The 21,765-nt window shown below is 71.4% G+C and carries 21 protein-coding genes and 1 pseudogene; 6 read left to right on the top strand and 16 right to left on the bottom strand.

Annotated elements, in window-relative coordinates; genetic code table 11:
- Window positions 1–9: 9 nt before the first annotated feature.
- From EDD27_RS09300 to EDD27_RS09280, 5 genes are read left to right on the top strand one after another with little or no spacing between them, the layout of a single operon-like run.
- The gene (locus tag EDD27_RS09300; RefSeq protein ID WP_127932032.1) at window positions 10–1,620 is read left to right on the top strand and encodes a serine/threonine-protein kinase; all 1,611 of its coding nucleotides are present in this window, start codon (window positions 10–12) and stop codon (window positions 1,618–1,620) included.
- The gene (locus EDD27_RS09295; RefSeq protein WP_241563935.1) at window positions 1,617–2,459 is read left to right on the top strand and encodes an AraC family transcriptional regulator; all 843 of its coding nucleotides are present in this window, start codon (window positions 1,617–1,619) and stop codon (window positions 2,457–2,459) included. The genes EDD27_RS09300 and EDD27_RS09295 overlap by 4 nt, the downstream gene beginning before the upstream one ends.
- 11 nt (window positions 2,460–2,470) lie before the next feature.
- Complete coding sequence (locus EDD27_RS09290; protein ID WP_127932031.1) at window positions 2,471–3,133, top strand: AzlC family ABC transporter permease; 663 nt, start codon at window positions 2,471–2,473, stop codon at window positions 3,131–3,133.
- On the top strand, window positions 3,130–3,441 hold the full coding sequence (locus tag EDD27_RS09285; RefSeq protein WP_127932030.1) for an AzlD domain-containing protein: 312 nt from the start codon (window positions 3,130–3,132) through the stop codon (window positions 3,439–3,441). The genes EDD27_RS09290 and EDD27_RS09285 overlap by 4 nt, the downstream gene beginning before the upstream one ends.
- A gap of 9 nt (window positions 3,442–3,450) precedes the next feature.
- Complete coding sequence (locus EDD27_RS09280) at window positions 3,451–4,779, top strand: serine/threonine-protein kinase (RefSeq protein WP_127932029.1); 1,329 nt, start codon at window positions 3,451–3,453, stop codon at window positions 4,777–4,779.
- A gap of 21 nt (window positions 4,780–4,800) precedes the next feature.
- On the opposite strand, the gene EDD27_RS09275 is transcribed toward EDD27_RS09280, so the two are convergent.
- From EDD27_RS09275 to EDD27_RS09265, 3 genes are read right to left on the bottom strand one after another with little or no spacing between them, the layout of a single operon-like run.
- Window positions 4,801–5,730 carry an RluA family pseudouridine synthase gene (locus EDD27_RS09275; protein ID WP_127932028.1) on the bottom strand — a complete coding sequence of 310 codons (930 nt, stop codon included), beginning with the start codon at window positions 5,728–5,730 and terminating at the stop codon, window positions 4,801–4,803.
- Complete coding sequence (gene lspA / locus EDD27_RS09270; RefSeq protein ID WP_206641321.1) at window positions 5,723–6,241, bottom strand: signal peptidase II; 519 nt, start codon at window positions 6,239–6,241, stop codon at window positions 5,723–5,725. The genes EDD27_RS09275 and lspA overlap by 8 nt, the downstream gene beginning before the upstream one ends.
- Before the next feature lie 35 nt (window positions 6,242–6,276).
- Entirely contained in the window at window positions 6,277–6,666 is a 390-nt protein-coding gene (locus tag EDD27_RS09265) for a TraR/DksA family transcriptional regulator (RefSeq protein WP_127932027.1), read from the bottom strand.
- 480 nt (window positions 6,667–7,146) lie between these two features.
- Here EDD27_RS09265 and ileS point away from each other — a divergent pair, with 480 nt between their 5' ends.
- On the top strand, window positions 7,147–10,293 hold the full coding sequence (gene ileS / locus EDD27_RS09260) for an isoleucine--tRNA ligase (RefSeq protein ID WP_127932026.1): 3,147 nt from the start codon (window positions 7,147–7,149) through the stop codon (window positions 10,291–10,293).
- A 158-nt stretch (window positions 10,294–10,451) separates the two neighbouring features.
- Here ileS and EDD27_RS09255 read toward each other — a convergent pair whose 3' ends face one another.
- The 13 genes and pseudogenes from EDD27_RS09255 to murG form a co-directional block, all read right to left on the bottom strand.
- Window positions 10,452–10,748, bottom strand: a complete 297-nt coding sequence (locus tag EDD27_RS09255) for a VOC family protein (protein WP_241563934.1) — start codon at window positions 10,746–10,748, stop codon at window positions 10,452–10,454.
- Window positions 10,682–10,891, bottom strand: a complete 210-nt coding sequence (locus EDD27_RS56370) for a VOC family protein (protein ID WP_421917260.1) — start codon at window positions 10,889–10,891, stop codon at window positions 10,682–10,684. The genes EDD27_RS09255 and EDD27_RS56370 overlap by 67 nt, the downstream gene beginning before the upstream one ends.
- Window positions 10,892–11,046: 155 nt before the next feature.
- Window positions 11,047–11,532 (bottom strand): NmrA family NAD(P)-binding protein, encoded by a 486-nt coding sequence (locus tag EDD27_RS09250; protein ID WP_206641320.1) that lies wholly within the window; start codon window positions 11,530–11,532, stop codon window positions 11,047–11,049.
- Window positions 11,533–11,567: 35 nt separating this feature from the next.
- Window positions 11,568–11,762: pseudogene (locus EDD27_RS58575) on the bottom strand (NAD(P)H-binding protein); the annotation flags it as partial.
- Between the two features lie 136 nt (window positions 11,763–11,898).
- Window positions 11,899–13,761 carry a hypothetical protein gene (locus tag EDD27_RS09245; RefSeq protein WP_127932025.1) on the bottom strand — a complete coding sequence of 621 codons (1,863 nt, stop codon included), beginning with the start codon at window positions 13,759–13,761 and terminating at the stop codon, window positions 11,899–11,901.
- 41 nt (window positions 13,762–13,802) lie between these two features.
- Complete coding sequence (locus EDD27_RS09240) at window positions 13,803–14,675, bottom strand: DivIVA domain-containing protein (RefSeq protein ID WP_127932024.1); 873 nt, start codon at window positions 14,673–14,675, stop codon at window positions 13,803–13,805.
- Window positions 14,676–14,779: 104 nt separating this feature from the next.
- Window positions 14,780–15,067 (bottom strand): YggT family protein, encoded by a 288-nt coding sequence (locus EDD27_RS09235; RefSeq protein ID WP_127932023.1) that lies wholly within the window; start codon window positions 15,065–15,067, stop codon window positions 14,780–14,782.
- A gap of 80 nt (window positions 15,068–15,147) precedes the next feature.
- Window positions 15,148–15,648: a cell division protein SepF gene (locus EDD27_RS09230; protein ID WP_127932022.1), complete on the bottom strand. Its 501-nt coding sequence runs from the start codon at window positions 15,646–15,648 to the stop codon at window positions 15,148–15,150.
- A 142-nt stretch (window positions 15,649–15,790) separates the two neighbouring features.
- Entirely contained in the window at window positions 15,791–16,519 is a 729-nt protein-coding gene (locus tag EDD27_RS09225) for a YggS family pyridoxal phosphate-dependent enzyme (RefSeq protein ID WP_127932021.1), read from the bottom strand.
- Between the two features lie 49 nt (window positions 16,520–16,568).
- The gene (gene ftsZ, locus EDD27_RS09220) at window positions 16,569–18,032 is read right to left on the bottom strand and encodes a cell division protein FtsZ (protein ID WP_206641319.1); all 1,464 of its coding nucleotides are present in this window, start codon (window positions 18,030–18,032) and stop codon (window positions 16,569–16,571) included.
- Between the two features lie 335 nt (window positions 18,033–18,367).
- On the bottom strand, window positions 18,368–19,033 hold the full coding sequence (locus tag EDD27_RS09215; RefSeq protein WP_127932020.1) for a cell division protein FtsQ/DivIB: 666 nt from the start codon (window positions 19,031–19,033) through the stop codon (window positions 18,368–18,370).
- Window positions 19,034–19,285: 252 nt separating this feature from the next.
- Entirely contained in the window at window positions 19,286–20,683 is a 1,398-nt protein-coding gene (gene murC, locus EDD27_RS09210) for a UDP-N-acetylmuramate--L-alanine ligase (protein ID WP_127932019.1), read from the bottom strand.
- Complete coding sequence (gene murG, locus EDD27_RS09205; protein WP_127932018.1) at window positions 20,680–21,756, bottom strand: undecaprenyldiphospho-muramoylpentapeptide beta-N-acetylglucosaminyltransferase; 1,077 nt, start codon at window positions 21,754–21,756, stop codon at window positions 20,680–20,682. Before murG ends, murC begins: the two co-directional genes overlap by 4 nt.
- Window positions 21,757–21,765: the final 9 nt, after the last annotated feature.

Here is a 21,765-nt window from a genome sequence, read left to right as displayed (position 1 = left end):
GCTTTCGACGTGCAGCTCAGCAAGCGTTACAGGCTCATCGAGCCGCTCGGCGAGGGCGGCATGGGCGTGGTCTGGCGTGCCTATGACGAGCTGCTCGACCGCACGGTGGCGATCAAGGAGGTTCGCTACGCGGGCGTCGGCGAGGCCAAGCGGGCCGAGCTCAACCGCCGGACCATCAGGGAGGCCAGGGCGGCGGGCCGCCTCGACCACCCCTCGGTGGTCGTCGTCCACGACGTCGTCGAGGAGGACGGCCGCCCGTGGATCGTCATGCAGCTCGTGCGCTCCCGCTCGCTGGCGCAGGTGGTGCGCGAGCAGGGGCCGCTGCGGCCCGCGCAGGCCGCGCTGATCGGCGGGCGGGTGCTGGACGCGCTGCGGGCCGCGCACGCCACCGGAGTGCTGCACCGCGACGTGAAGCCGGAGAACGTCCTGCTGGCCGACGACGGCAGGGTCGTGCTGACCGACTTCGGCATCGCCTCGCTGGAGGCCGAGGTGGGGCTGACGGCGAGCGGCGGGCTGGTGGGCACGCCCGCGTACATGCCGCCCGAGCGGCTCAACGGCGAGCAGGCCAGGCCGGAGTCCGACCTGTGGTCGCTGGGCGCGACGTTGTACGCGGCGGTCGAGGGCGAGCCGCCGTTCAAGCGTGAGTCGTGGGCGGCGACGATGGCGGCCGTGCTGCGGGACGAGCCGGAGCCGCCGGCGCGGGCCGGTGCGCTGACGCCGGTCATCATGGGGTTGCTGCGGCGCGACCCGGGCGCGCGGATGCCGGCCGAGGAGGCCGCCCGGCTCCTCCACGAGGCCGCGATCAACGCCCCCGGCGACCCGCGCCAGGCGACCGCCGCGCAGGACCCACGCCAGGCAACGGCCACGCGGGATCCGCGCCAGGCGGTCACGGGGGAGGATCCGCGCCAGACGGCCACCGGCGCCACGGGGCTGCCGACGAGCGACGGCCAGGCGTACCCGACCGCGGGCGAGCCGCGCACGACCGCCCGGCAGCGGCCGCGCCGCGGGAAGACGCTGTGGATCACGCTGCCCGCCGTGGCGGTGGCGGCCGCCCTGGGCACGGGCGGCACGCTGCTCTACACCAACCGGACGGCCCCGACCCCGAGTCCGACACCCACTCCCTCCACGGGCACGACGAGCCCTGCGCCCACGCCCGCCCGGACGGTGCCCGCCGGATGGCGGACGTTCACCAGCCCGGCCGGCCGGTTCTCGATCGCGATGCCCGCGGGGTGGCAGGCCACGAAGAGCCCCACCAGGGACAGCATCTCGATCAAGGGCCCGGACTCCCCCGGGACGATGAAGGTGGAGTGGACCACTCCCGAGGTTCGCTGGAAGCGACCGGAGCAGGCCTGGTTCGCCCTGGAGAAGGAGATCCGGGCCAAGGGCGAGTTCCAGGACTACACCCGTATCGGCATCACCCCGGTGCGCTACCGCGGCCGCGCGGCCGCGGACTGGGAGTTCACCCGGATGCGCGGCGGGCAGCTGATCCACGTGATCAACCGCGGGTTCCACACCGCCGACGGCCGCCCCTTCGCCCTCTACTGGGAGACGACGGAATCCCGCTGGGATCAGGACAGGCACTACTTCGACAAATTCGCCAGGACGTTCAGACCGCTGTGAAAGAGCAGGCGCATTTCTTCCGGCACCCGGCGGTGCCGGAGACGGACCTGCTCAAGGCCCGCTACGTCACCCACCGCTTCTCGCGGCACGTGCACGACGGCTACGCCATCGGCCTCATCGTCACGGGCGTCGAGGAGTTCGACTACCGCGGCGTCACCCACCGGGCGGGCGCGGGCGAGCTGGTGCTGGTCAACCCGGACGCCGTGCACACCGGTCAGGCCGGCGTGCCCGGCGGGTGGTCGTACCGCATGCTCTACCCGTCCATCGACGCGCTGGCCGGGATCGCGGCCGAGCTGGGCGCGCCGTACGGGACGCCGCACTTCCCCGAGCAGGTGGTGCGCGACGACCCGGTGGCGGCGCTGCTCGGCAGGGCGCACCAGGCGGCCGAGCGCGGCGACGCGCTGGCCGCCTCGACGCTGAGCCGCACGTTGTTCGCCCGGCTGCTGATCCGCCACGGCGCGCCGCGGCCGCCCGCGGCGCTGCTCGGCGAGGGCGGGCGGGCCGTGCGGGAGGCACGCGACCTGCTGCACGAAAGCCTGGTGGACCCGCCGACGCTGGACGATCTGGCCGGCGCGGTGGGGGCTCGGCCGTTCGCGCTGCTGCGGGCGTTCAAGGAGGCGACGGGGCTGCCGCCGCACGCCTACCTGACGTCGCTGCGGGTCCGCCGGGCGCGCCACCTCCTCGAGTCGGGGATGCGGCCGGCGCGGGTGGCCGCCGAGGTGGGCTTCACCGACCAGGCCCACCTGACCCGTCATTTCCGCCGCATTGTGGGCGTGCCACCCGCTGCGTACCAGCGCGCTGCAGGAACGTACAAGACTGGTGATTCCTCCACCGCCTAGCCTCTCGCCCCATGGATCGGACAACACATCGTTCCGCCGCCGTGCGGGACGGTCTGGGCGTGGGCGTGGCGGTGGGGCTGTCGGGGCTCGCCTTCGGGGCCGCCGCGATCATCGCCGGCTTGACCGTACCGCAGGCGTGCGTGCTGAGCCTGCTGACGTTCACGGGCGCCTCGCAGTTCGCCCTGACGGGGGCCGTGGGCGCGGGCGGCGACCTGGTGGCCGCCACCGCGGGGGCGCTGCTGCTCGGCGGCCGCAACACGTTGTACGGCCTGCGCCTGGCCGACCTGCTCCAGGTACGCGGCCCGCGCCGGCTGCTGGCCGCCCACGGCGTGATCGACGAGACCACGGCCGTGGCGCTCGCCCAGCCGGACGAGCGGGCGGCGCGCGCCGGGTTCACGGCCACGTTCGCCAGCCTCTACATCACCTGGAACCTCTGCACCCTGGCGGGAGCCTACGGCACGTCCTTCCTGGGCGACCCGGGGGTGCTGGGGCTGGACGCGGTGGGCCCGGCCGCCTTCCTGGCCATCCTGTGGCCCCGGCTGGCGGCGAGCAAGGAGCTGCGTCTGCTGGCCGCGGTCGCGGCGGTGATCGCGCTGTGCGCCACGCCGTTCCTGCCGCCCGGCGTGCCGGTGCTGCTGTCGGCGGCCGCGGTGCTGGTGGTGATGGCGCGATGACGCTGTGGTGGGCGATCGCCGCGGTCTGCGCCGGCTGCTACGCGCTCAAGCTGGCCGGGCTGGCGGCGCCGCGGCGGGTGCTGGACCATCCGGCGGTGCGCAGGTTCGCCGAACTGGTGCCGGTGGCGCTGCTGGCGGCGCTGATCGCGGTGCAGGTGTTCACGGAGGCGGGCGGGCTGCGCTTCGACCCGGCCCGCACGGCGGGGCTCGGGGCGGCCGCCGTGGCGCTGCTGCTCCGGGCGCCGTTCCTCGTCGTCCTGGCCGCGGCCGCGGTCGTCACCGCGCTTGCCCGGATGCTTCTGGGGTAGTCGCCGTGCATGTCCGATTCAGAAGGGACGATCGGCGGGAGATATCGCCTGCTCAGAACGATCGGCAAGGGCGGCATGGGCACCGTGTGGCAGGCGCACGACGAGGTGCTGGGCCGCGACGTGGCCGTGAAGGAGGTGCTGCCGCCTCCTGATCTGACGGGGCCGGAGCGCGAGGTGTTCTCGGTGCGCACGTTCCGCGAGGCCAGGGCGGCCGGCCGCGTGGCGCACCCCGGCGTGGCGACCGTCTATGACGTGCTGGAGGAGCGCGGCCACCCGTGGATCATCATGCAACTCGTGCAATCGCGCACCTTAGGCGAGCTGATCCGCGAGGACGGTCCGATGCCCCCTCTCGAGGCCGCGAACGTCGGGCTGCAACTGCTGGAGGCGCTACGCGCCGCGCACGCGGCCGGGGTGCTGCACCGCGACGTCAAACCGGACAACGTGCTGCTCACCGAGGACGGCCGGGCGGTGCTCACCGACTTCGGCATCGCCACCACGGAGGACGAGGCTCCCGTCACCAGGACGGGCGTCCTGATCGGCACCCCCGCCTTCATGGCGCCCGAACGTGCGGCGGGCGGCTCGGCCAGGCCCGCGTCGGATCTGTGGTCGCTGGGCGTGACGCTGTACATGGCGGTCGAGGGACACTCGCCCTTCCAGCGGGACAACCCGCTGGCCACGCTCGGCGCGGTCATGCATGCCGAGCCGGAGCCGCTGGCCCGGGCGGGCGTGCTCGCCCCCGTGCTGTACGGGCTGCTGCGCAAGGACCCGGGGGAGCGCATGACGCTGGAGGAGGCCGAGCGGCGGCTGACCGCGATCGTGGCGGGCGGTGTCCCCGCGCAGACGGGTCCCGTGCCCCTGGCCGTCACGGCCGGCGCCGCGGGGCGGCCGCGGCGCAGGTTGCCGCTGGCCGCGATCGGCGCGGGCGCGCTGCTCGTGGGCCTGGTCACGGGCGGCGCGGCCTGGTGGTCCAGCCGGCCCGCCGACACACCCCGCCCGCCTCCGCCCACGCCCGTCGTGGTGACCACGTCCCTGACCCCGTCGTCCTCCCCGTCGTCGCCCTCGGAGACGGTCCCGCAGTCCTCCCCCGAGTCGGCGTACCAGCCGCCGGCGTCGCAGAGCTCCCCGCCTCCCACCAGGGAGCAGCCCAGGACGCCGGACCGCGAGAAGCGAACCCCGTCCGAGGAGCCGACGCCGACCAAGTCCAAGGAGGACAAAGACGATAAGGGCGATAAGGAGGACAAGGAGGAGACGCCGGCCGAGTCACCCGACATGGTCGAGGGCTCCGGCAACGGCAGGGCGTCGGATGTGGACAAGAAGGAGTCCGAGAAGGACGACTGACCGCGCGACCGCCGGATGGGGTCAGGACTCGTCGCGGACGATGTCGAGCGCCTTCTGCAGGTCCTGCGGATAGTCGGTGCTGAACGACATCCACTCACCCGTCGACGGGTGCTCGAAGCCGAGTGCGACCGCGTGCAGCCACTGCCGGGTGATCCCCAGCCGGGCGGCGAGCGTCGGGTCGGCGCCGTAGAGCAGGTCGCCGACGCACGGGTGGCGCAGCGCCGCCATGTGCACCCTGATCTGGTGCGTACGCCCGGTCTCCAGCTTGATGTCCAGCAGCGAGGCCGCGCGGAACGCCTCGACGGTGTCGTAGTGGGTGATGGAGGGCTTGCCGCCGGCCACCACCGCGAAGCGGCCGTCGCCTGACGGATGCCGGTCGATGGGCGCGTCCACGGTGCCCCTGAACGGGTCGGGATGCCCCTGGACCAGCGCGTGGTAACGCTTGTCGACCGTGCGTTCCTTGAAGGCGCGCTTGAGCCGCGAGTACGCGTGCTCGCTCTTGGCCACGACCATCGCCCCGGTGGTGTTGGCGTCCAGGCGGTGCACGATGCCCTGGCGCTCGGCGGCCCCGCTGGTGGCGATCGTGTGCCCGGCCCCGAGCAGCCCGCCGATCACCGTGGGCCCCGTCCAGCCGACGGTCGGGTGGGCCGCCACCCCGATCGGCTTGTTGACCACCACGAAGTCGTCGTCCTCGTAGACGACCGTCATGCCGGGCACCGGCTCGGCCACCGGCATGGGCGTGGTCACGGGCGGGGGCAAGGTCACGTCCAGCCACGCGCCCGCGTGCACGCGGTCGGACTTGGCCGGCTGCCGGCCGTCGACCAGCACCTCCCCCGCGCCGATCAGCTCGGCCGCGCGGGTGCGGGAGAAGCCGAACAGCCGCGAGAGCGCGGCGTCGAGCCGCTCGCCCTCCAGCCCGTCGGGCACCGGCAGGCTGCGCTGCTCAGTCATCCTTCGTCTCCTCCCTGGTCTCCCTGGAGCCGTCGATCTGCACGTTGCGCCAGGCGAGGATGACCGCGAGGATGCCGCCGCAGACGATCGCCGAGTCGGCGATGTTGAAGACCGGGAAGTAGTCGATGATGGGGAAATGCCCCGGCAGCACCTCGATGAAGTCCACGACGTGCCCCTGGAGCTGCGTGGGCCGGCCGATGCCCGACGGGTAGCGCAGCAGCCGGTCGGTGAGGTTGCCGAGCGCCCCGCCGAGCAGCAGGCCGAGCGTGATCGCCCACGCCCGGCTGCCCAGCTTGCGTGCGGTGCGCACGATGGCGACCACGACCGCGGCGGCGATCAGTGTGAAGACGAAGGTCATCCCGGTGCCGATGCTGAACGCGGCACCGGAATTGAAGATCACCCGGAACTGCAGGACGTCCTGGATGACGACCAGCGGCGGCTCGCCTTCAAGCGTCCGCAGCACCACCGTCTTGGTGATGAGGTCGGCCGCGTAGACCACGGCCGCCAGCACGATGAGGACGGCGAACAGACGACCCCGAGGTCTGCCTACCGGCGCTCCTCCTTCTGCTTGCAGGCCACGCACAGCGTCGCCCTCGGGAACGCCTGAAGGCGTTCCTTGCCGATCGGCTTGTGGCACGATTCGCACACTCCATAAGTCCCCGCGTCGATCCTGGCGATCGCACGTTCGTTCTGCGCGACCAGATCGCGCGCATTCAGGGTAAGGGCGATCTCGCGTTCGCGCTCGTACGTCTTGGCACCGGCGTCGGCCTGGTCGTCGCCGGCGCCCTGGGTGACGTCTCCAGAGGCTATCTCCGTCTCGTGGCGGAGGATGTCCGCCTCGAGCTCGTCGATCTCCGTCTGGAGCATGCCGCGTACCTCGGCCAGCTCCTCCTCCGACCACATCGACGGTGTAGCGGTCTGCGTTACTGCCGCCATGGCGTGCCTCCATTGCTGATCAAGGCCGTAAAGGGTGCGGGCAGCTTAGGATCCAGATAACGGAACGGCAAACGACCCGCCGGACGGTTTACCTCCTGCGTACTATCCCGCCTCGCGCATTCAACTCCTCCTCAGCGGCGTCCATTCCCACAACTTTGTTGCCGTTTACGCCCCCCGTACCGATGTTGTGGCCATAGCGGTGACGCCGCAGAGCCTCACCAGGGAAACCTGGAAGCCTTCCCGTCCACTGTGCGTTATCGTTTGAGACTGCAAGGCGTTGATGGGGCCCGACTGTGAGGGATATCACCCCGGAGCCGCCGGAAGAACGGCTCTCACGAGCTCATTAGAACCGGCTGCAACCAAATGAAGAGGGCTTCGCCCCCGCGGGCGAGGTCAAGAAGGGTGGTACCGCGGAGCCGATCGGCTTCGTCCCTTCGCGCTTGTCCTGCCGTATTGACCAAGCGTGGAGGCCCGCCCGAAATGTCTTCCCCAACCTTCCGCCCTCTTCCCGCGCAGGTCGACCTGCCCGCGCTCGAGCGCGAGGTCCTCGACCGCTGGCGGGACGGGAAGATCTTCGAGCGTTCCATCGAGCAGAACGCTGGCAACCCCGCCTGGGTCTTCTACGAGGGCCCGCCCACCGCCAACGGCCTGCCCGGCGTGCACCACGTCGAGGCGCGCGTGTTCAAGGACCTGTTCCCGCGTTTCAAGTCCATGCGCGGATTCAGCGTCCCGCGTAAGGCCGGATGGGACTGCCACGGCCTGCCCGTCGAGGTGGGCGTGGAGAAGGAACTGGGTCTGTCCGGCAAGAAGGACATCGAGACGTACGGCATCGCCGAGTTCAACGCCAAGTGCCGCGAGTCGGTGCTGCGGCACGTGGACGCGTTCGAGCAGATGACCGAGCGCATGGGCTACTGGATCGACCTGTCGCAGGCGTACCGGACCATGGACCCGTCCTACATCGAGTCGGTGTGGTGGTCGCTGAAGGTCGTCTTCGACAAGGGGCTGCTGTTCCGCGACTTCCGGATCACGCCGTACTGCCCGCGCTGCGGCACCGGCCTGTCCGACCACGAGCTGGGCCAGCCCGGAGGCTACGAGAACGTCTCCAGCCCGTCGGTCTACGTCCGCATGCCGGTGACCTCGGGGCCGCTGGCCGAGTTGGGCGCGTCGCTGCTGGTGTGGACGACGACGCCGTGGACGCTGGTGTCCAACACGGCGGTGGCGGTGCACCCCGACGTGACGTACGTCGCGGCGCGCACCGCGGACGGCGAGGTGCTCGTCGTCGCCGAGCCGCTGCTGCCGGTCCTGGGCGAGGGCGTCACCGAGGTGGCCCGCCACAGCGGCCGCGACCTGGAGCGCACCGCCTACTCACGGCCGTTCGACCTGGTCGACATCCCGGACGCCCACTATGTGGTGCTCGGCGACTACGTCACGGTCGAGGACGGCACCGGCCTGGTCCACCAGGCGCCGGCCTTCGGCGCCGACGACCTGGCCGTGATCAGGCGCTACGACATGCCGGTCGTCAACCCGATCGGCCCCGACGGCCGCTTCCTCGACGACGTGCCCATGGTCGGCGGGACGTTCTTCAAGGACGCCGACGAGGAGCTGACCGAGGACCTGCGCGCCCGCGGCCTGCTGTTCCGCGGCGGCCACTTCGAGCACAGCTACCCGCACTGCTGGCGCTGCCACACGCCGCTGCTCTACTACGCGCTCCCGTCCTGGTACATCAGGACCACCGCGGTCAAGGACCAGATGCTGGCCGAGAACGCCGACACCAACTGGTACCCGGACACGATCAAGTGGGGCCGCTTCGGCGAGTGGCTGCGCAACAACGTCGACTGGTCGTTGTCGCGCTCCCGCTACTGGGGCACGCCGCTGCCGCTGTGGGTGTGCTCGGCGGACGAGTCGCACGTCACGTGCGTCGGATCGCTGGAGGAGCTGGGCTCGCTGGCCGGCCAGGACGTCTCCTCGCTCGACCCGCACCGCCCGTACGTCGACGACGTGACCTTCGACTGCCCGACGTGCGGCGCCGAGGCCCGCCGCGTGCCGGACGTCATCGACGCCTGGTACGACTCCGGCTCGATGCCGTTCGCGCAGTGGGGCGAGCGCGGCAAGCCCGAGGGCGTCTACCCGGCGCAGTTCATCTGCGAGGCCACGGACCAGACCCGCGGCTGGTTCTACTCGCTGATGGCCGTCGGCACGCTGGTCTTCGGCCAGTCCTCCTACGAGAACGTGCTCTGCCTGGGCCTGATCCTGGCCGAGGACGGCCGCAAGATGAGCAAGCACCTGGGCAACGTCCTGGAGCCGATCCCGCTGATGGACCAGCACGGGGCCGACGCGCTGCGCTGGTTCATGGCCTGCTCCGGCTCGCCGTGGGCGGCCCGCCGGGTGGGGCACAACGCCCTGGAAGAGATCGTCCGCAAGGTCCTGCTGACGCTCTGGAACACCTCGTCGTTCTTCACCCTCTACGCCAACGCCGAGTCGTGGTCGCCGGCCAGGCTCGCCGAGGCCACGCCGCCGGCCGAGCGTCCGCTGCTCGACCGCTGGGCGCTCGCCGAGCTGCACCGCACGGTGGCCGAGGTCACGGCGTCGCTGGATGAATACGACACCCAGCGCGCCGGCCGCCGCCTGGCCGACTTCCTCGACGACCTGTCCAACTGGTACGTGCGCCGCTCGCGTCGCCGGTTCTGGCAGGGCGAGGAGGACGCGTTCGCCACCCTGTACGAGTGCCTGGAGACGGTGCTGCGGCTGATGGCGCCGGTCACGCCGTTCGTCACCGACTACCTCTGGGACGTGCTGCGCTCGGCGGAGGCGCCCTCGTCGGTGCACCTGGCGTCCTGGCCGGAGGTGCGCGAGGACCTGCTGAACCCGGTGTTGTCCGACCAGATGGCGCTGGTGCGGCGCCTGGTGGAGCTGGGCCGCTCGGCCCGGGCGTCGTCAGGCGTCAAGACCCGGCAGCCGCTCGGGCGGGCCCTGGTGGGCGCGCACGGGTGGCCGTCGCTGGCGGGTGAGCTGCGCGGGCTGGTCGCCGACGAGCTCAACGTCCAGAGCATCGAGGACATGTCCGGCTTCAGCGCCGATCTCGTGTCCTACACGATCAAGCCCAACTTCCGGGCGCTGGGCAAGCGTTTCGGCCCCCAGACCAAGCTCGTGGCCGCCGCGGTGGGCGCTGCCGACCCGACCCGGGTGGCGCGTGCTCTCCGCTCCGGTGGCACGGTCATGGTGGAGGCGGACGAGCTGGGCGAGATCATGCTCGGCCCGGACGACGTGATCGTCAACGAGCAGCCCCGGGCGGGCTGGGCGGTGGAGACGGGCGCGATCGGCACCGGCACCGGCGAGACCGTGGCCCTGGACCTGGAGCTCACGGACGACCTGCGCCGCGCGGGGCTGCTGCGCGAGGTCATCCGCCTCGTCCAGGAGGCCCGCAAGGCGACGGGCCTGTCCATCACGGACCGTATCGAGCTGTGGTGGACCACCTCGTCACCGGACCTCGCCGCGGCCCTGCGCGCCGAGCCGCACGTGGTGGCCGAGGAGGTGCTGGCGACGACGGTCACGGAGGGCACGGCGCCCGGCCTGCCGTCCCACACGGACGACGATCTGGCCCTGACCTTCCAGCTCCGCCGGGCCTGACTCCATCGGGGGCACGCCCATCTCCGGGCATGCCCCCGCCTGACCCATCGGGGGCGCGCCCATCTTTGGGGGCGCCTCTGAGGCCTGCGCGGCGTTCCGCAACCGGACGCGGCGGCCTTCTCCCGAAGGCGCCCCGGCCACCATGCTCCGGCTCCGGCTCACAGCCGGCCCGGAAGACGGGTGGTGACCTCCTGGAGCATCCAGCCGTTGCCGTCAGGGTCGCTGAACGGGGCATAAGAGCCGTAACTCTGGCGTTCCGGAGCCGGGCCGGGCACCCGTCCCACGGTCCCGGCGTGGTGCCACACCCCGCCCTCGTCATGGAACACCTCACCCACGTCGGCCCCGCGGTCGATGAGCTCCGATCGTGCCGCCTCGATGTCGTCGACGATCAGGTACAGGCCCTGCATCGAGCCCGGCGCGGCCGAGGTGACCCGCTGCCGAAGATGATCGAGCACCCTGAGCCGGGTGGGGTGAACTGCACCACCCGGAAGCCGTCACCGACGGCGAAGTCGCCGTCCTCCCGCCACCCGAGGGCCTTGTAGAAGTTCTTGGACCGATCCACGTCGGCGACCGGCAGCACCACGACCTCGAGCTTCATGTCCACGGCCTGGCTCCTCTCCCGTTCGGTTCCGGCGGCCTGTCCAGGCCACCGGGCTGCTGTTGTGCGACGGGGGGATGCCTGCCTTCCACACTCGCGCCCCTCGCCGTCGAAGTCCAGCACCCGGACCTTCGCCCGCCTGGCTCCCGGAACGGCTAGCCCAGGTAGAAGTCCCTGCGAGCGGGCACGAACTCCTCGATCGTCTGGGCGGGAAGGCCCGTCACACGTTCGACGTCGTCGGAGGCGCGGTCGTAGCGGTTCTCACGGTGCAGCCGGGCCATGGTGGCGATGTGCTGTTCGGTGTGCGGCGGCAGGCCCGCCTTCGCGAGCACCTCGGCCCGCCACCGGTCCAGCGGCACGTCCACATAGGACACCGGACGCCCCAGCGCCTGTGAGAACTCCTCGGCCATCTCGGTCATGTCGACCGCACGTGGCCCGGTCAGCTCGTAGACGTGCCCGATGTGCGGAGCCGGGTCTCGCTGCACGGTGGCGACCACCCGAGCGACGTCGTCCACGGCAACCGGCGACGTGCGCCCGGTACCGAACGGCAGCGCGATCGTGCCGTTCCCCCGGATCGACTGCGCCGCCAGCGTGGTGAACAGCGGATTGTCCAGGAACGACGTCGGCCGGATGTACACCACCGGCAGGCCCGGTACATCCGCCCGGCACCTTCCAGCGCGGCCACGACGCTCTCGGGCCGGGTCAGATCGCCGATGACCACCTCCGCGCCGAGCGCACGCAACTGGGCCGCACGCTCGTCGTCGCGGCCGGCCATCGCCCGCACCGGCACGTCCTGCGCAGGCAGCCGGTCGAGGACCGCGCGGCCCACGTCACCGGCCCCGGCAATGAGAACAAGATCACTGGCAACCATCGATCGGTCTCCTTCCGGGTGCGGATGTACCCGCGCTCAAGCATCGCGACCAGGGCGAACAACGTCCTGTTCGGGTATCGGAGCCTCGTGAAGGAGTTTGGGGAGCGTGGGCTCGGCTACGACGGCGATCGCCGGCTCAGCTGACGGTTTCCCGGTCGTGCTGGCAGACCGAGCAGCTCGTCAGCCCGGCCGCCTCCGCCGCGGCGAGCGTCATCGTCTCCACGCCGGTCTCACCCGCACCCTTGATCAACGGGCAGGCGGCGCTGTGGTAACGGCGGGTGCCGACGATGACCTTCACCGTGCCAGGACGCTCGCTCTTGGCACCGGCGGCAGGCTCCTCGCCGCCCTTGGAACCCGTGGCCTCGATCTTGGGTCCTGAGGCCTGCGGTTTCGCGGGAGCGCCGGTCCTGGGCGGGTCGGCCTTCGCACCGGACGCGCCTGGCCCGGCGCCCGTGCCTGACGGCCGCTCCTTCGAAGGCCTGGCGAAGGTCGCGGATCCCGGGGGCAGCGGCCCCTTGGGCTTGGCCTCCGACTCGGCCGAGGAGGCGGGCCGCTCCAGCACCGCCGCCTCCTCCGGCTCCGCCTGTCCGAACGTCCTGGCGGCCCCAGAAGGACGCTGAGACGGCCCGGCGGACCCTCCCGACGCTCCTGGACGGGGAGGCGCCGCGGAAGAAGGCACACGCGGCTGTGGGGCCGTGGACGGCCCCGGGTCGTCGTCCTCGGCGGCAGCGCTCTCGGGCCGCACGGGCCTTCCGGGTTGCCTGAGCGTGGCGACCGTCTCTCCTGATCCACCCCCGGGCGTGCCAGGCTTGCCGGCGGACGGCGCCGGCGGGCCCGGGCGGCGGAGGGAGGGCTCGGTCTTGCCGTCGGGTGCCGCGGCCTTGCCGGCGCCCTGTCCAGGACGGTCCGCCGAGCGCTCCGTCTTGTCCTCAGGCCTCTCCCCCTTGCCCGTGGACGGGCCACCCCCGGCGGCAGGAGTCCCTGTCTTGCCGGCGGCGGATGTGCCGGGCTTGTCAGCAGAAGTCCCGGCCTCGCCCGCCGGCCGGGAGGGCTCACCGGAGGATTGCGACGGCTTGCCGGACGGCTCGGAAGTCCCGCCGGCGGGCGGCGTCGTGGCGGACGAAGACGGCCTGCCGGAGGCCTGTGACGGCTCGCCGGACGACGGGCGGCTGGCGGCGCCGGAAGACGGCGACTCGGGCCTGAGCGCGTACGGCGGCGGCCTGAAAATGGACGTTTGCGTCTCCGCCTGCTCGTCCTCGGATTCCGGGGCGGCGGCGGAGGGGGTCTGGCCGGCGGATGCGGCGGCCGGCCTGCCGAACCACCCGGCGGCGCCTTCCTCGTGGGAGGCGGCGGGCTCCGGGCTCGGGGTGGAAGCCTTGGTGTCGGGCTTCGGCGGCGCGACCGGCGGACGCAGGTCGCGAGTCTCCGCGGCGGTCTCGGCCCGGCTCTCCGCGGCGAACGCGGAGGGGGATGCCGCAGCGGGGTCGGCGGCAGGCGGCAGCTGCCGTCCCGCTGCGTCAGGAAGACACGTCGTGCAGGGCGTGAAGCCCTCTTCGCGTGCCTCCTCGTGAGTGAGCTCCTCATGCTCCCGTCCGGCCAGCTGACGACAGCCGGCCATGTGGTAGCGCTTGCGTCCGGGGATCACCAGCACGATCGCGTCGGGCGCGAGGCCACCTGCCGGGGGGCGGCGCGGGGCGGCGGCCGGGACGGTCACCGTCCGCTGCGGCGGCTGAGGAGGCGGCTGGTGAGCCACAGGACCGGTCTGGTTGTACGGCAAGCCGGGAGGCATGAGCCCCGCCGGAGGGGTGGCCGGCGCAGCGGCCCGCCCACCACCGGGGAAGAGCTCGTGACGCCGCAGGAAGGCTCCGATCACCAGGAACAGCGCGGACAGCACGCTGACCACGATGGACCACATGATCAGGAACGGCTTCGCCAGTACGAAGCCCGCGATCAGCAGCACGACCGCCGCGAGCACCAAACCAGCACTGATAAGGATCACAGAGGGCTCTTTCGAGTGACAGGTCCTAGTGACCCGTTACTTTACCGGCGGTCGTTGTGCGGACCGTCACCGCCGGGGAAAGCGCCCTGAGGAGCCTCACCGCCGAACGGGTTGGGGCTGCCGGGAAGGGGCTGCTGTCCGCCACCCTGCACGGCGTGCGACATGGCGGGAGCCTGACCCTGCGGACCACCGGACATGACCGGGAACCCACCGCTGCCCTCGGCAGAGACGTTGAGCTCGGCGAGCTGGTTTTCCAGGTAGAGCTTGAGCCTGCTGCGGTATTCGCGCTCGAAGCTGCGCAGCTCCTCGACCTTGCGCTCGAGCTCGTCACGGGTCTGCACCAGCGAGCCCATCGCTTGGCGGTGGCGCTCCTGCGCGTCGCGCTCGAGCGTCTCGGCGCGGGCGCGGGCGTCGCCGATGACCTGCTCGGCCTGGCGGCGCGCCTTGGTGAGGATCTCGTCGGCCTCGCGGCGGGCGCGGGTCACCGTCTCGTCCGCCTCCCGGCGGGCGTCGGCGATCGCCTGGTCGGCGGTCTGCTGGGCGAGCGCGAGCACGCGGGCCGCGGTGTCCATGTTGTCCTCGGCGGGAGGCATGTTCATGGCCACGGGGACCGGCTGCTGCACCGGCGGCGGCTCGGGGGCCCGCATGGGCTCCGGCTGCGGCGGCGCCATCATCTCGGGCTTGGGCTGCTCCTGGACCGGGGCGGATGCCATGGGCATGTTCATGCCGCCCGGCACCTTCCCACGCAGGCACTCGGCCAGCTTCGCGCGGAGCTCCTCGTTCTCTTGGATCAGGCGGTCGAGCTCAGCCTCCACCTCGTCGAGGAAGGCGTCGACCTCTTCCTCGTCGTAGCCCGGCCGCAGCCGGGTGGTACTGAACTGCTTGTTCCGCACATCAGCGGGCGTCAGCGGCATTTTTTGGTCTCCTTGGCGCGCTTGGGGAGTCTGTCCGGAGGACGGTAACCCGAATCACTTCAGCGCGGACACGAGTTGGATCACGACCGGCGCGACACGGTCCGTCATCGCAGCGACCCCGCGATCTGAATCAAGATCAGGACCACGATGAACAGGACAGTGAAGCTTAGGTCAAAGGCCACCGTACCCAACCGGAGCGGAGGAATGAAACGGCGGAGGAACTTGAGTGGTGGGTCTGTTGCGGTGTATGTGGCCTCCGCGACCACCAGGACGACGCCTGAAGGACTCCACTGGCGGGCGAAAGCCTGCACCGTCTCAAAGATCATCCTGCCGATGAGCAACACCAAGTAGAGAGACAGGACAACGACCAAGATCTGACCTATGATCCCCACGGCCTGGCCGCGCCTCCACTTCTGATGAGCCCTCTGGGTCTCGGCGAGACCCGGTTGGGTGCGATAGACATACAGAGACTCTAACTCTGATTGAAGAACCCGCGTTCCGCGATTCGGGCCTTGTCCTCGGCAGTCACCTCGACATTGGCAGGGGACAACAGGAACACCTTGTTGGTAACACGTTCAATGCTGCCGTGTAGGCCAAAGACGAGACCTGCCGCGAAATCGACGAGCCGCTTTGCGTCACTGTCAACCATCTCGGTCAGATTCATGATGACCGGGGTGCCGTCGCGGAAGTGCTCTCCGATGGTGCGCGCCTCGTTGTACGTCCGCGGGTGCAGCGTCGTGATCCGGGCCAGATCCGTCGTGCGGCGCTCCAGGATCGTCGTGGCGGGTCTGGGCGCGGGCACCCCGGCGTCGGGTTCGTCGTCGCGGTCCTGGACCGCGACAGCCCGCTCCTCGCCGGTCCGCTGCACCTCGTCCTCGTAGGCGTAGTCGTCCGGGTAGGTCTCGTATCTCTCGTAGCGGTCGTCCTCCACGAGACCGAGGTAGACCGCCATCTTGCGCATCGCGCCGGCCATCGCTACGTCGTCCTCCTGCTCATGGTCGCCCTCGCTCGGAGGCCCGTCACCGGGCTTCCGAGGCGGTGGCCGTACCCCCTTGGAGCTCACCGCCGATCGACCTCTACCTGATCATGGACCTGAAGACCCACTTGAGGGGACATTACCTGACGAAGGGCTTGCGACGACCGAGCAACGCCGTACCGACCCGCACGTGTGTCGCGCCGTAGGCGATCGCCTCCACGAGATCCTCGCTCATCCCCGCGGAGACCATCGTGGCGCGGGGGTGCTGCTCCTGCACGCGGGTGGCGATGTCGCGCAGCCTGGCGAAAGCCTTCGCGGGCTCCTCGCCCAGCGGCGCCACCGCCATGACGCCGCCCAGCCACACGCCCTCGGCGAGCGCCACCTCGTCGGCGAGCTCCAGCACGTCGGCGGGCCGCGCGCCGCCCCTGGCCGGGTCGTCGTCGAGCGCGACCTGCAGCAGGCAGCCGACCCTGCGGCCCTGCCGCACCGCCTCCCTGCTGATCGCCTCCACCAGCCTGAGGCGGTCGACGGAGTGCACCACGTCGGCGTACCCGACGACGGACCGGACCTTATTGGTCTGGAGCTGGCCCACGAAGTGCCAGGTCAGCGGAAGGTCGGCGAGCTCGGCGGCCTTGGGCGCGGCCTCCTGGTCGCGGTTCTCGCCGATGTCGCGCACGCCCAGCTCGGCCAGGATGCGCACGTCCTCGGCCGGCCGGGTCTTGGTGACGGCGATCAGCGTGACCTCGCCGCGGTCGCGGCCCACCGCGCGGCAGGCCGCCGCGATACGCGCGTCGACCTCGGCGAGACCGGCCGCGATCTCGTCCCTTCTCACGTGAGTCTCCTCCCCGGTACGGCACTCGGCGCACATGACGGCGCCGCTCCCGTGTCCCTGAGGGAGCGGCGTTGAGTTCCCCGAGTTACTTGAGGAAGTCGGGAACGTCGAGCTCCTCTTCCTGTTCCTCGAAGATCACGCGCGGACGTTTGGCGGGCTCCGACATGCGGGAGGTGATGGGCGTGGGCGGGTTGGCGGGCTCGGGAGCGGGCCGGGGGATCGAGACGGGGCCGGACGGCCCGTCGGCCGCGGGCTCGTCGCCAGGCTCGGCGGCCACCTGCACCGGCTCCACGGGACGCACGGGCTCGGGACGCGGCTCGGGCCTGAACTCGGCCCTGGGCTCCGGACGCGGCTCAGGACGGGCCTCAGGGCGCGGTTCAGGGCGGAAGTCGGGGCGCGGCTCCGAACGCACCTCAGCAGCGCGCGCATGGGACTCGGAACGCATCTCAGCACGCGGCTCAGGGCGCAGCGCGGGCGGTTCGGACTTCACGCTGGGGGACGGCGGGGCGCTCGGCCGCACGGGCGAGGACACGGGCGGCGCGGGAGGCGGCGACGCGGCGGGGCGGCTGCCCGGCCGCGGCACCTCCTTGGCCGTCGGTCCCGGCACGTCGTCGAAGCCGGCGGCGATCACGGTCACGCGCACCTCGTCGCCGAGCGCGTCGTCGATGACCGTGCCGAAGATGATGTTGGCGTCGGGCGCGGCGGCCATCGACACGAGCTGGGCCGCCTCGTTGATCTCGAACAGGCCCAGGTCCGAGCCGCCCGCGATGGACAGCAGCACGCCGTGCGCGCCGTCGATGCTGGCCTCCAGCAGCGGGCTGGAGACCGCCATCTCGGCGGCCGCCACCGAGCGGTCGTCGCCGCGGGCATGGCCGATGCCCATGAGCGCCGAGCCGGCGCCGGACATGACCGACTTGACGTCGGCGAAGTCCAGGTTGATCAGACCGGGGGTGGTGATGAGGTCGGTGATGCCCTGCACACCGGACAGCAGCACCTGGTCGGCCGCCTTGAACGCGTCGAGCACGCTCACCTGCCGGTCGGAGATCGACAGCAGCCGGTCATTGGGGATCACGATCAGCGTGTCGACCTCGTCGCGCAGCGTCTCGATGCCCGCCTCGGCCTGCATGGCCCTGCGGCGGCCCTCGAAGCTGAACGGCCTGGTCACCACTCCTATGGTGAGCGCGCCGAGCGACCTGGCGATGTTGGCCACGACGGGCGCGCCGCCGGTGCCGGTGCCGCCGCCCTCGCCGGCCGTGACGAAGACCATGTCGGCCCCCTTGAGGACCTCCTCGATCTCCTCACGGTGGTCCTCGGCCGCCTTGCGCCCGACGTCGGGATTGGCGCCGGCGCCAAGTCCGCGCGTGAGCTCACGGCCCACGTCGAGTTTCACATCGGCGTCACTCATCAGCAGCGCCTGGGCGTCGGTGTTGATGGCGATGAACTCGACGCCCTTGAGTCCCTCCTCGATCATCCGGTTGACGGCGTTCACTCCGCCGCCGCCGATGCCGACGACCTTGATGACCGCGAGGTAGTTCTGCGGTGCTGCCACGACGAGGGGCCTTTCCGCTCGTTGACTTGCCATTTCGGTGCGGATTGTCTCCGCTTTTTGTCAGTTCGGGTAACTCTCAACCTCAGGTTGAGATTTAGATTTATGTCAACCTGAGGATTGATACGGACAGTAGGAGCCCCCTACCTGGCGGGTCAACTAACCGCGCCGCAAGCACGTCCGGCGTGTCGCGGGCTGTCCGTTTCGCTCCGAAGTCGCGCCTGGTCGGGGCACTCCCCTGCCGAAGTTCAGACTTTAGGCTCTCACGTCGCGACCCCCACCTCGCACAGGCTCGGCGATGCCCTTGCCGCGGACTTGCCAGACCCTGACACTCTTGATCACTTCAGGGTCACCACGTCGGGGGAGCTGACGTCATAGATGGCCGCCTTCTCGCGTCTGAGAAGCGAGGCCAGAATGCGGGCCTTCTCCTTGGGACGGTCGGGCCCGCCCCACACGACGGTACGTCCGTCCGACAGCGCCAGGGTCACGCCCTCGGCGGTTCCCGCGCGTACCTCCCTGACCTTCGAGGCCACCTGGTCGGGGAGCGCCTGGATGACCTGCAGCGCCGCCATCATGGCCGGGTCTCCCTCGGCGGGTCGGTCCACCTTGAGCAGCGGCAGCAGGGGCGGGAGCGCAGACTTGATCTCGATCACCACGCCCTGCTTGTCCACGACGGCGAACTTGCCTCCGGCGGCGATGGCGGCGAGGGGCTCCCGCTCGACCACCTCGATCTTGAGCGTGCCGGGCCAGACCCGGTCGACCTTCGCGCTGGCGAGCTGCCTGATGCCCAGGACGCGGCTCTGGACGCCGGCGAGGTCCACCGTGGCGAGCGGGTGGAGGTCCGCCACCCCGGCCTGCTGCTTGATCCGCTCGCTCGGGACTGTGAGATTTCCCACGATCTCGATCGAGCGCACGCCGAGCACGGGCGAGAAGAACACGAGCCATGCGGCAGTGCCCACCACTCCCGCCGTCAGCAGCACCAGGAACGCCGTCCGCGCCTTCATCGCCCTCCTCGCCATGTCGGCACCGAACCTACTCCCCAGTACGGCGTGACGCCGCGCGCCACGCCCAAACACCTCGCCACCTGGTGCACGTCCGCCCCCTTCTCCACCGGGCGAAGATGTGGCCACCCGAACACACCTGGAGGAGAACGCGCCGGCGAGCGCCGCGAGCCGCACACCCCCGGTGCGGGACGACCCTGTGCCCGGGCATGGCAGGGCCCCCGCGCCTCAGGCCCGGGGCGGCGGGATGAGGTCTCAGGACAGCTGGGCGACGATCTGCGGGCCGAGCTCCGTGACGTCGCCCGCCCCCATCGTGAGCACGATGTCGCCCGGCCGAGCCCGCTCGGCCACCAGCGCGGGCACCGTCGCCCGGTCCGGTGCGTACGCCACCCGCTCGGGCGGCAGCGGCACCCGCGAGGCCACCATCGCCCCGGACACCCCGGGCTCGGGGTCCTCCCTGGCGCCGTAGACGTCGAGCACGATGGCCTCGTCGGCCAGCCCGAGCGCCGCGCCGAACTCGTCGGCGAAGAACCGGGTGCGCGAGTAAAGATGCGGCTGGAAGACCGCGATGACCCGCCCGGTGCCGGAGTAGGAGGCGACCACGTCGCGGGCGGCCCGCAGGTCGGCGGACAACTCAGTCGGATGGTGGGCATAGCTGTCGAACACGGCCACGCCGCCCGCCTCGCCCTTGGCCTCGAAACGCCGCTTGGCCCCCGTGAAGGCCCCCAGCCCCTCTCTGATCTCCTCGAAGGGCAACCCCAGCTCATCGGCCACGGCGAGCGCCGCGGCGGCGTTGAGCGCGTTGTGCGCCCCGGGAACGGCCAGCCGCACGGCCCCCCGGCCCTCGATCTCGAACACGGTCCCGAACCCGTCAGGCCGCACGCCGCTCACGCGGTAGTCCTCGCCCTCGAGGCCGTAGGTCTTGACCCGCAACCCCCGCGCCCTCGCCGTGCGCGCCAGCTCGGCCGCGCCGGGGTCGTCGGCGCAGGCGATGAGCAGCGAGCCGACCCGGTCGGCGAACCTGGCGAAGCTGTCGTGCACGGCCCGCGGGTCGCCGTAGTTGTCCAGGTGGTCGGCCTCGACGTTGGTCACCACCGCGATGTCGGGCGCCAGCATGAGGAACGACCCGTCGCTCTCGTCGGCCTCGGCCACGAACACCGTGCCCTGCCCGTCGTCGGCGCCGAGCCCGGTGGTGACGAGCTGGCCGCCCACGCAGTAGGACGGGTCGGCGCCGCACTTCTGCAGCGCCACGGTCAGCATCGAGGTCGTGGTGGTCTTGCCGTGGGTGCCCGCGATGGCCACGGCGGTGCGCCCGGCCATCACCGAGGCCAGCGCGGCCGCCCGCGGGATGATCCGCAGCCCCTGCTTGAGCGCCTCGCCCAGCTCCGGGTTGGAGTCGCGGATCGCGGTCGAGACGACCACGGTGTCGACGTCCCTGATGTGGGAGGCGGCGTGGCCGATGTGCACGGTGGCGCCCAGCTCGCGCAGCTCGGTGACGAGCTCGGAGCTGCGCGCGTCGCTGCCCGACACCCGCACGCCGCGTTTGAGCAGGATGCGGGCGATGCCGGACATGCCCGCGCCGCCGACGCCGATGAAATGCACACGTCCCAGATCTTCGACGCGTACGGGATCGACCAGCTTGACGAGACTCATCGGGCTATCTCCAACACTTTCCTGGCAAGCATGATATCGGCGTCCTTGCGCCCCAGCCGGGAGGCGGCCTCCGACATGGCGGCGACCCGCTCGGGGTCGTGGAGCATGGGCAGCACGTTCTGAATGATCCAATCGGGTGACAGGTCGGCGTCATCGACCATCAGGCCGCCGCCGCCCCTGGCGATGCGTTCGGCGTTGATGCGCTGCTCCCCGTTGCCGTGCGGCAGCGGCACGTACGCGGCCGGCAGGCCCACCGCGGTCAGCTCGGCGCACGTCAGCGCCCCGCTGCGGCACAGCGCCACGTCCGCGGCCGCGTAGGCGAGGTCCATGCGGTCGACGTAGGGCAGCAGGACGTATTGCGGGTCGCCGGGCGGCGGCTCCTGCTCGACGGTGTTCTTCGGTCCGAGCACGTGCAGCACCTGCACGCCGGCCCGGCGCAGGACCGGGGCGGCGGCCAGCGCGGCCTGGTTGAGCGACCTGGCCCCCTGCGAGCCGCCGAACACCAGCAGCGTGGGCCGGTCGTTCTCCAGCCCGAACCAGGAGCGGGCCTTGTCGCCCATCGACAGCCGGTCGAGATTGACGATCTCGCGGCGCAGCGGGGTGCCGATGAACTCGGCCTTGGGCAGCGCGGAGTCGGGGAAGCCGGTGAACACGTGCTCGGTGAGCCGGGCGCCCAGGCGGTTGGCGAGACCGGGCCGCGGGTTGGCCTCGTGGACGACGATCGGCAGCCCACGCCGCTTGGCGGCCAGGTAGGCTGGAGTTGCGACGTAACCGCCGAAGCCGACCAGGACGTCGGCTTTGACGCGGTCGAGTATGCCGGCCGTGGCGTTGATCGCGCCTGCGAGCCTGCCAGGGACAGTGAGCAGGCTCGGGGTGATCGCCCTTGGAAGCGGCACGGCCGGCACCAGCTCCAGCTCATAACCCCGCGCGGGCACGAGCCGCGTCTCCAAGCCGCGCTCGGTGCCCACGCAGGTGATGCCGATGCTGGGGTCTAGATGGCGCAGTGCGTCCGCAAGGGCGAGCGCGGGCTCGATGTGCCCGGCCGTCCCCCCACCGGCGAGGACCACCCTCATCTCGGTCAC

The organism is Nonomuraea polychroma, assembly GCF_004011505.1.
Lineage (GTDB): Bacteria > Actinomycetota > Actinomycetes > Streptosporangiales > Streptosporangiaceae > Nonomuraea > Nonomuraea polychroma.
Note: the sequence above shows the minus strand (reverse complement) of the source record. Positions and strands in the feature narration are given on the sequence as shown.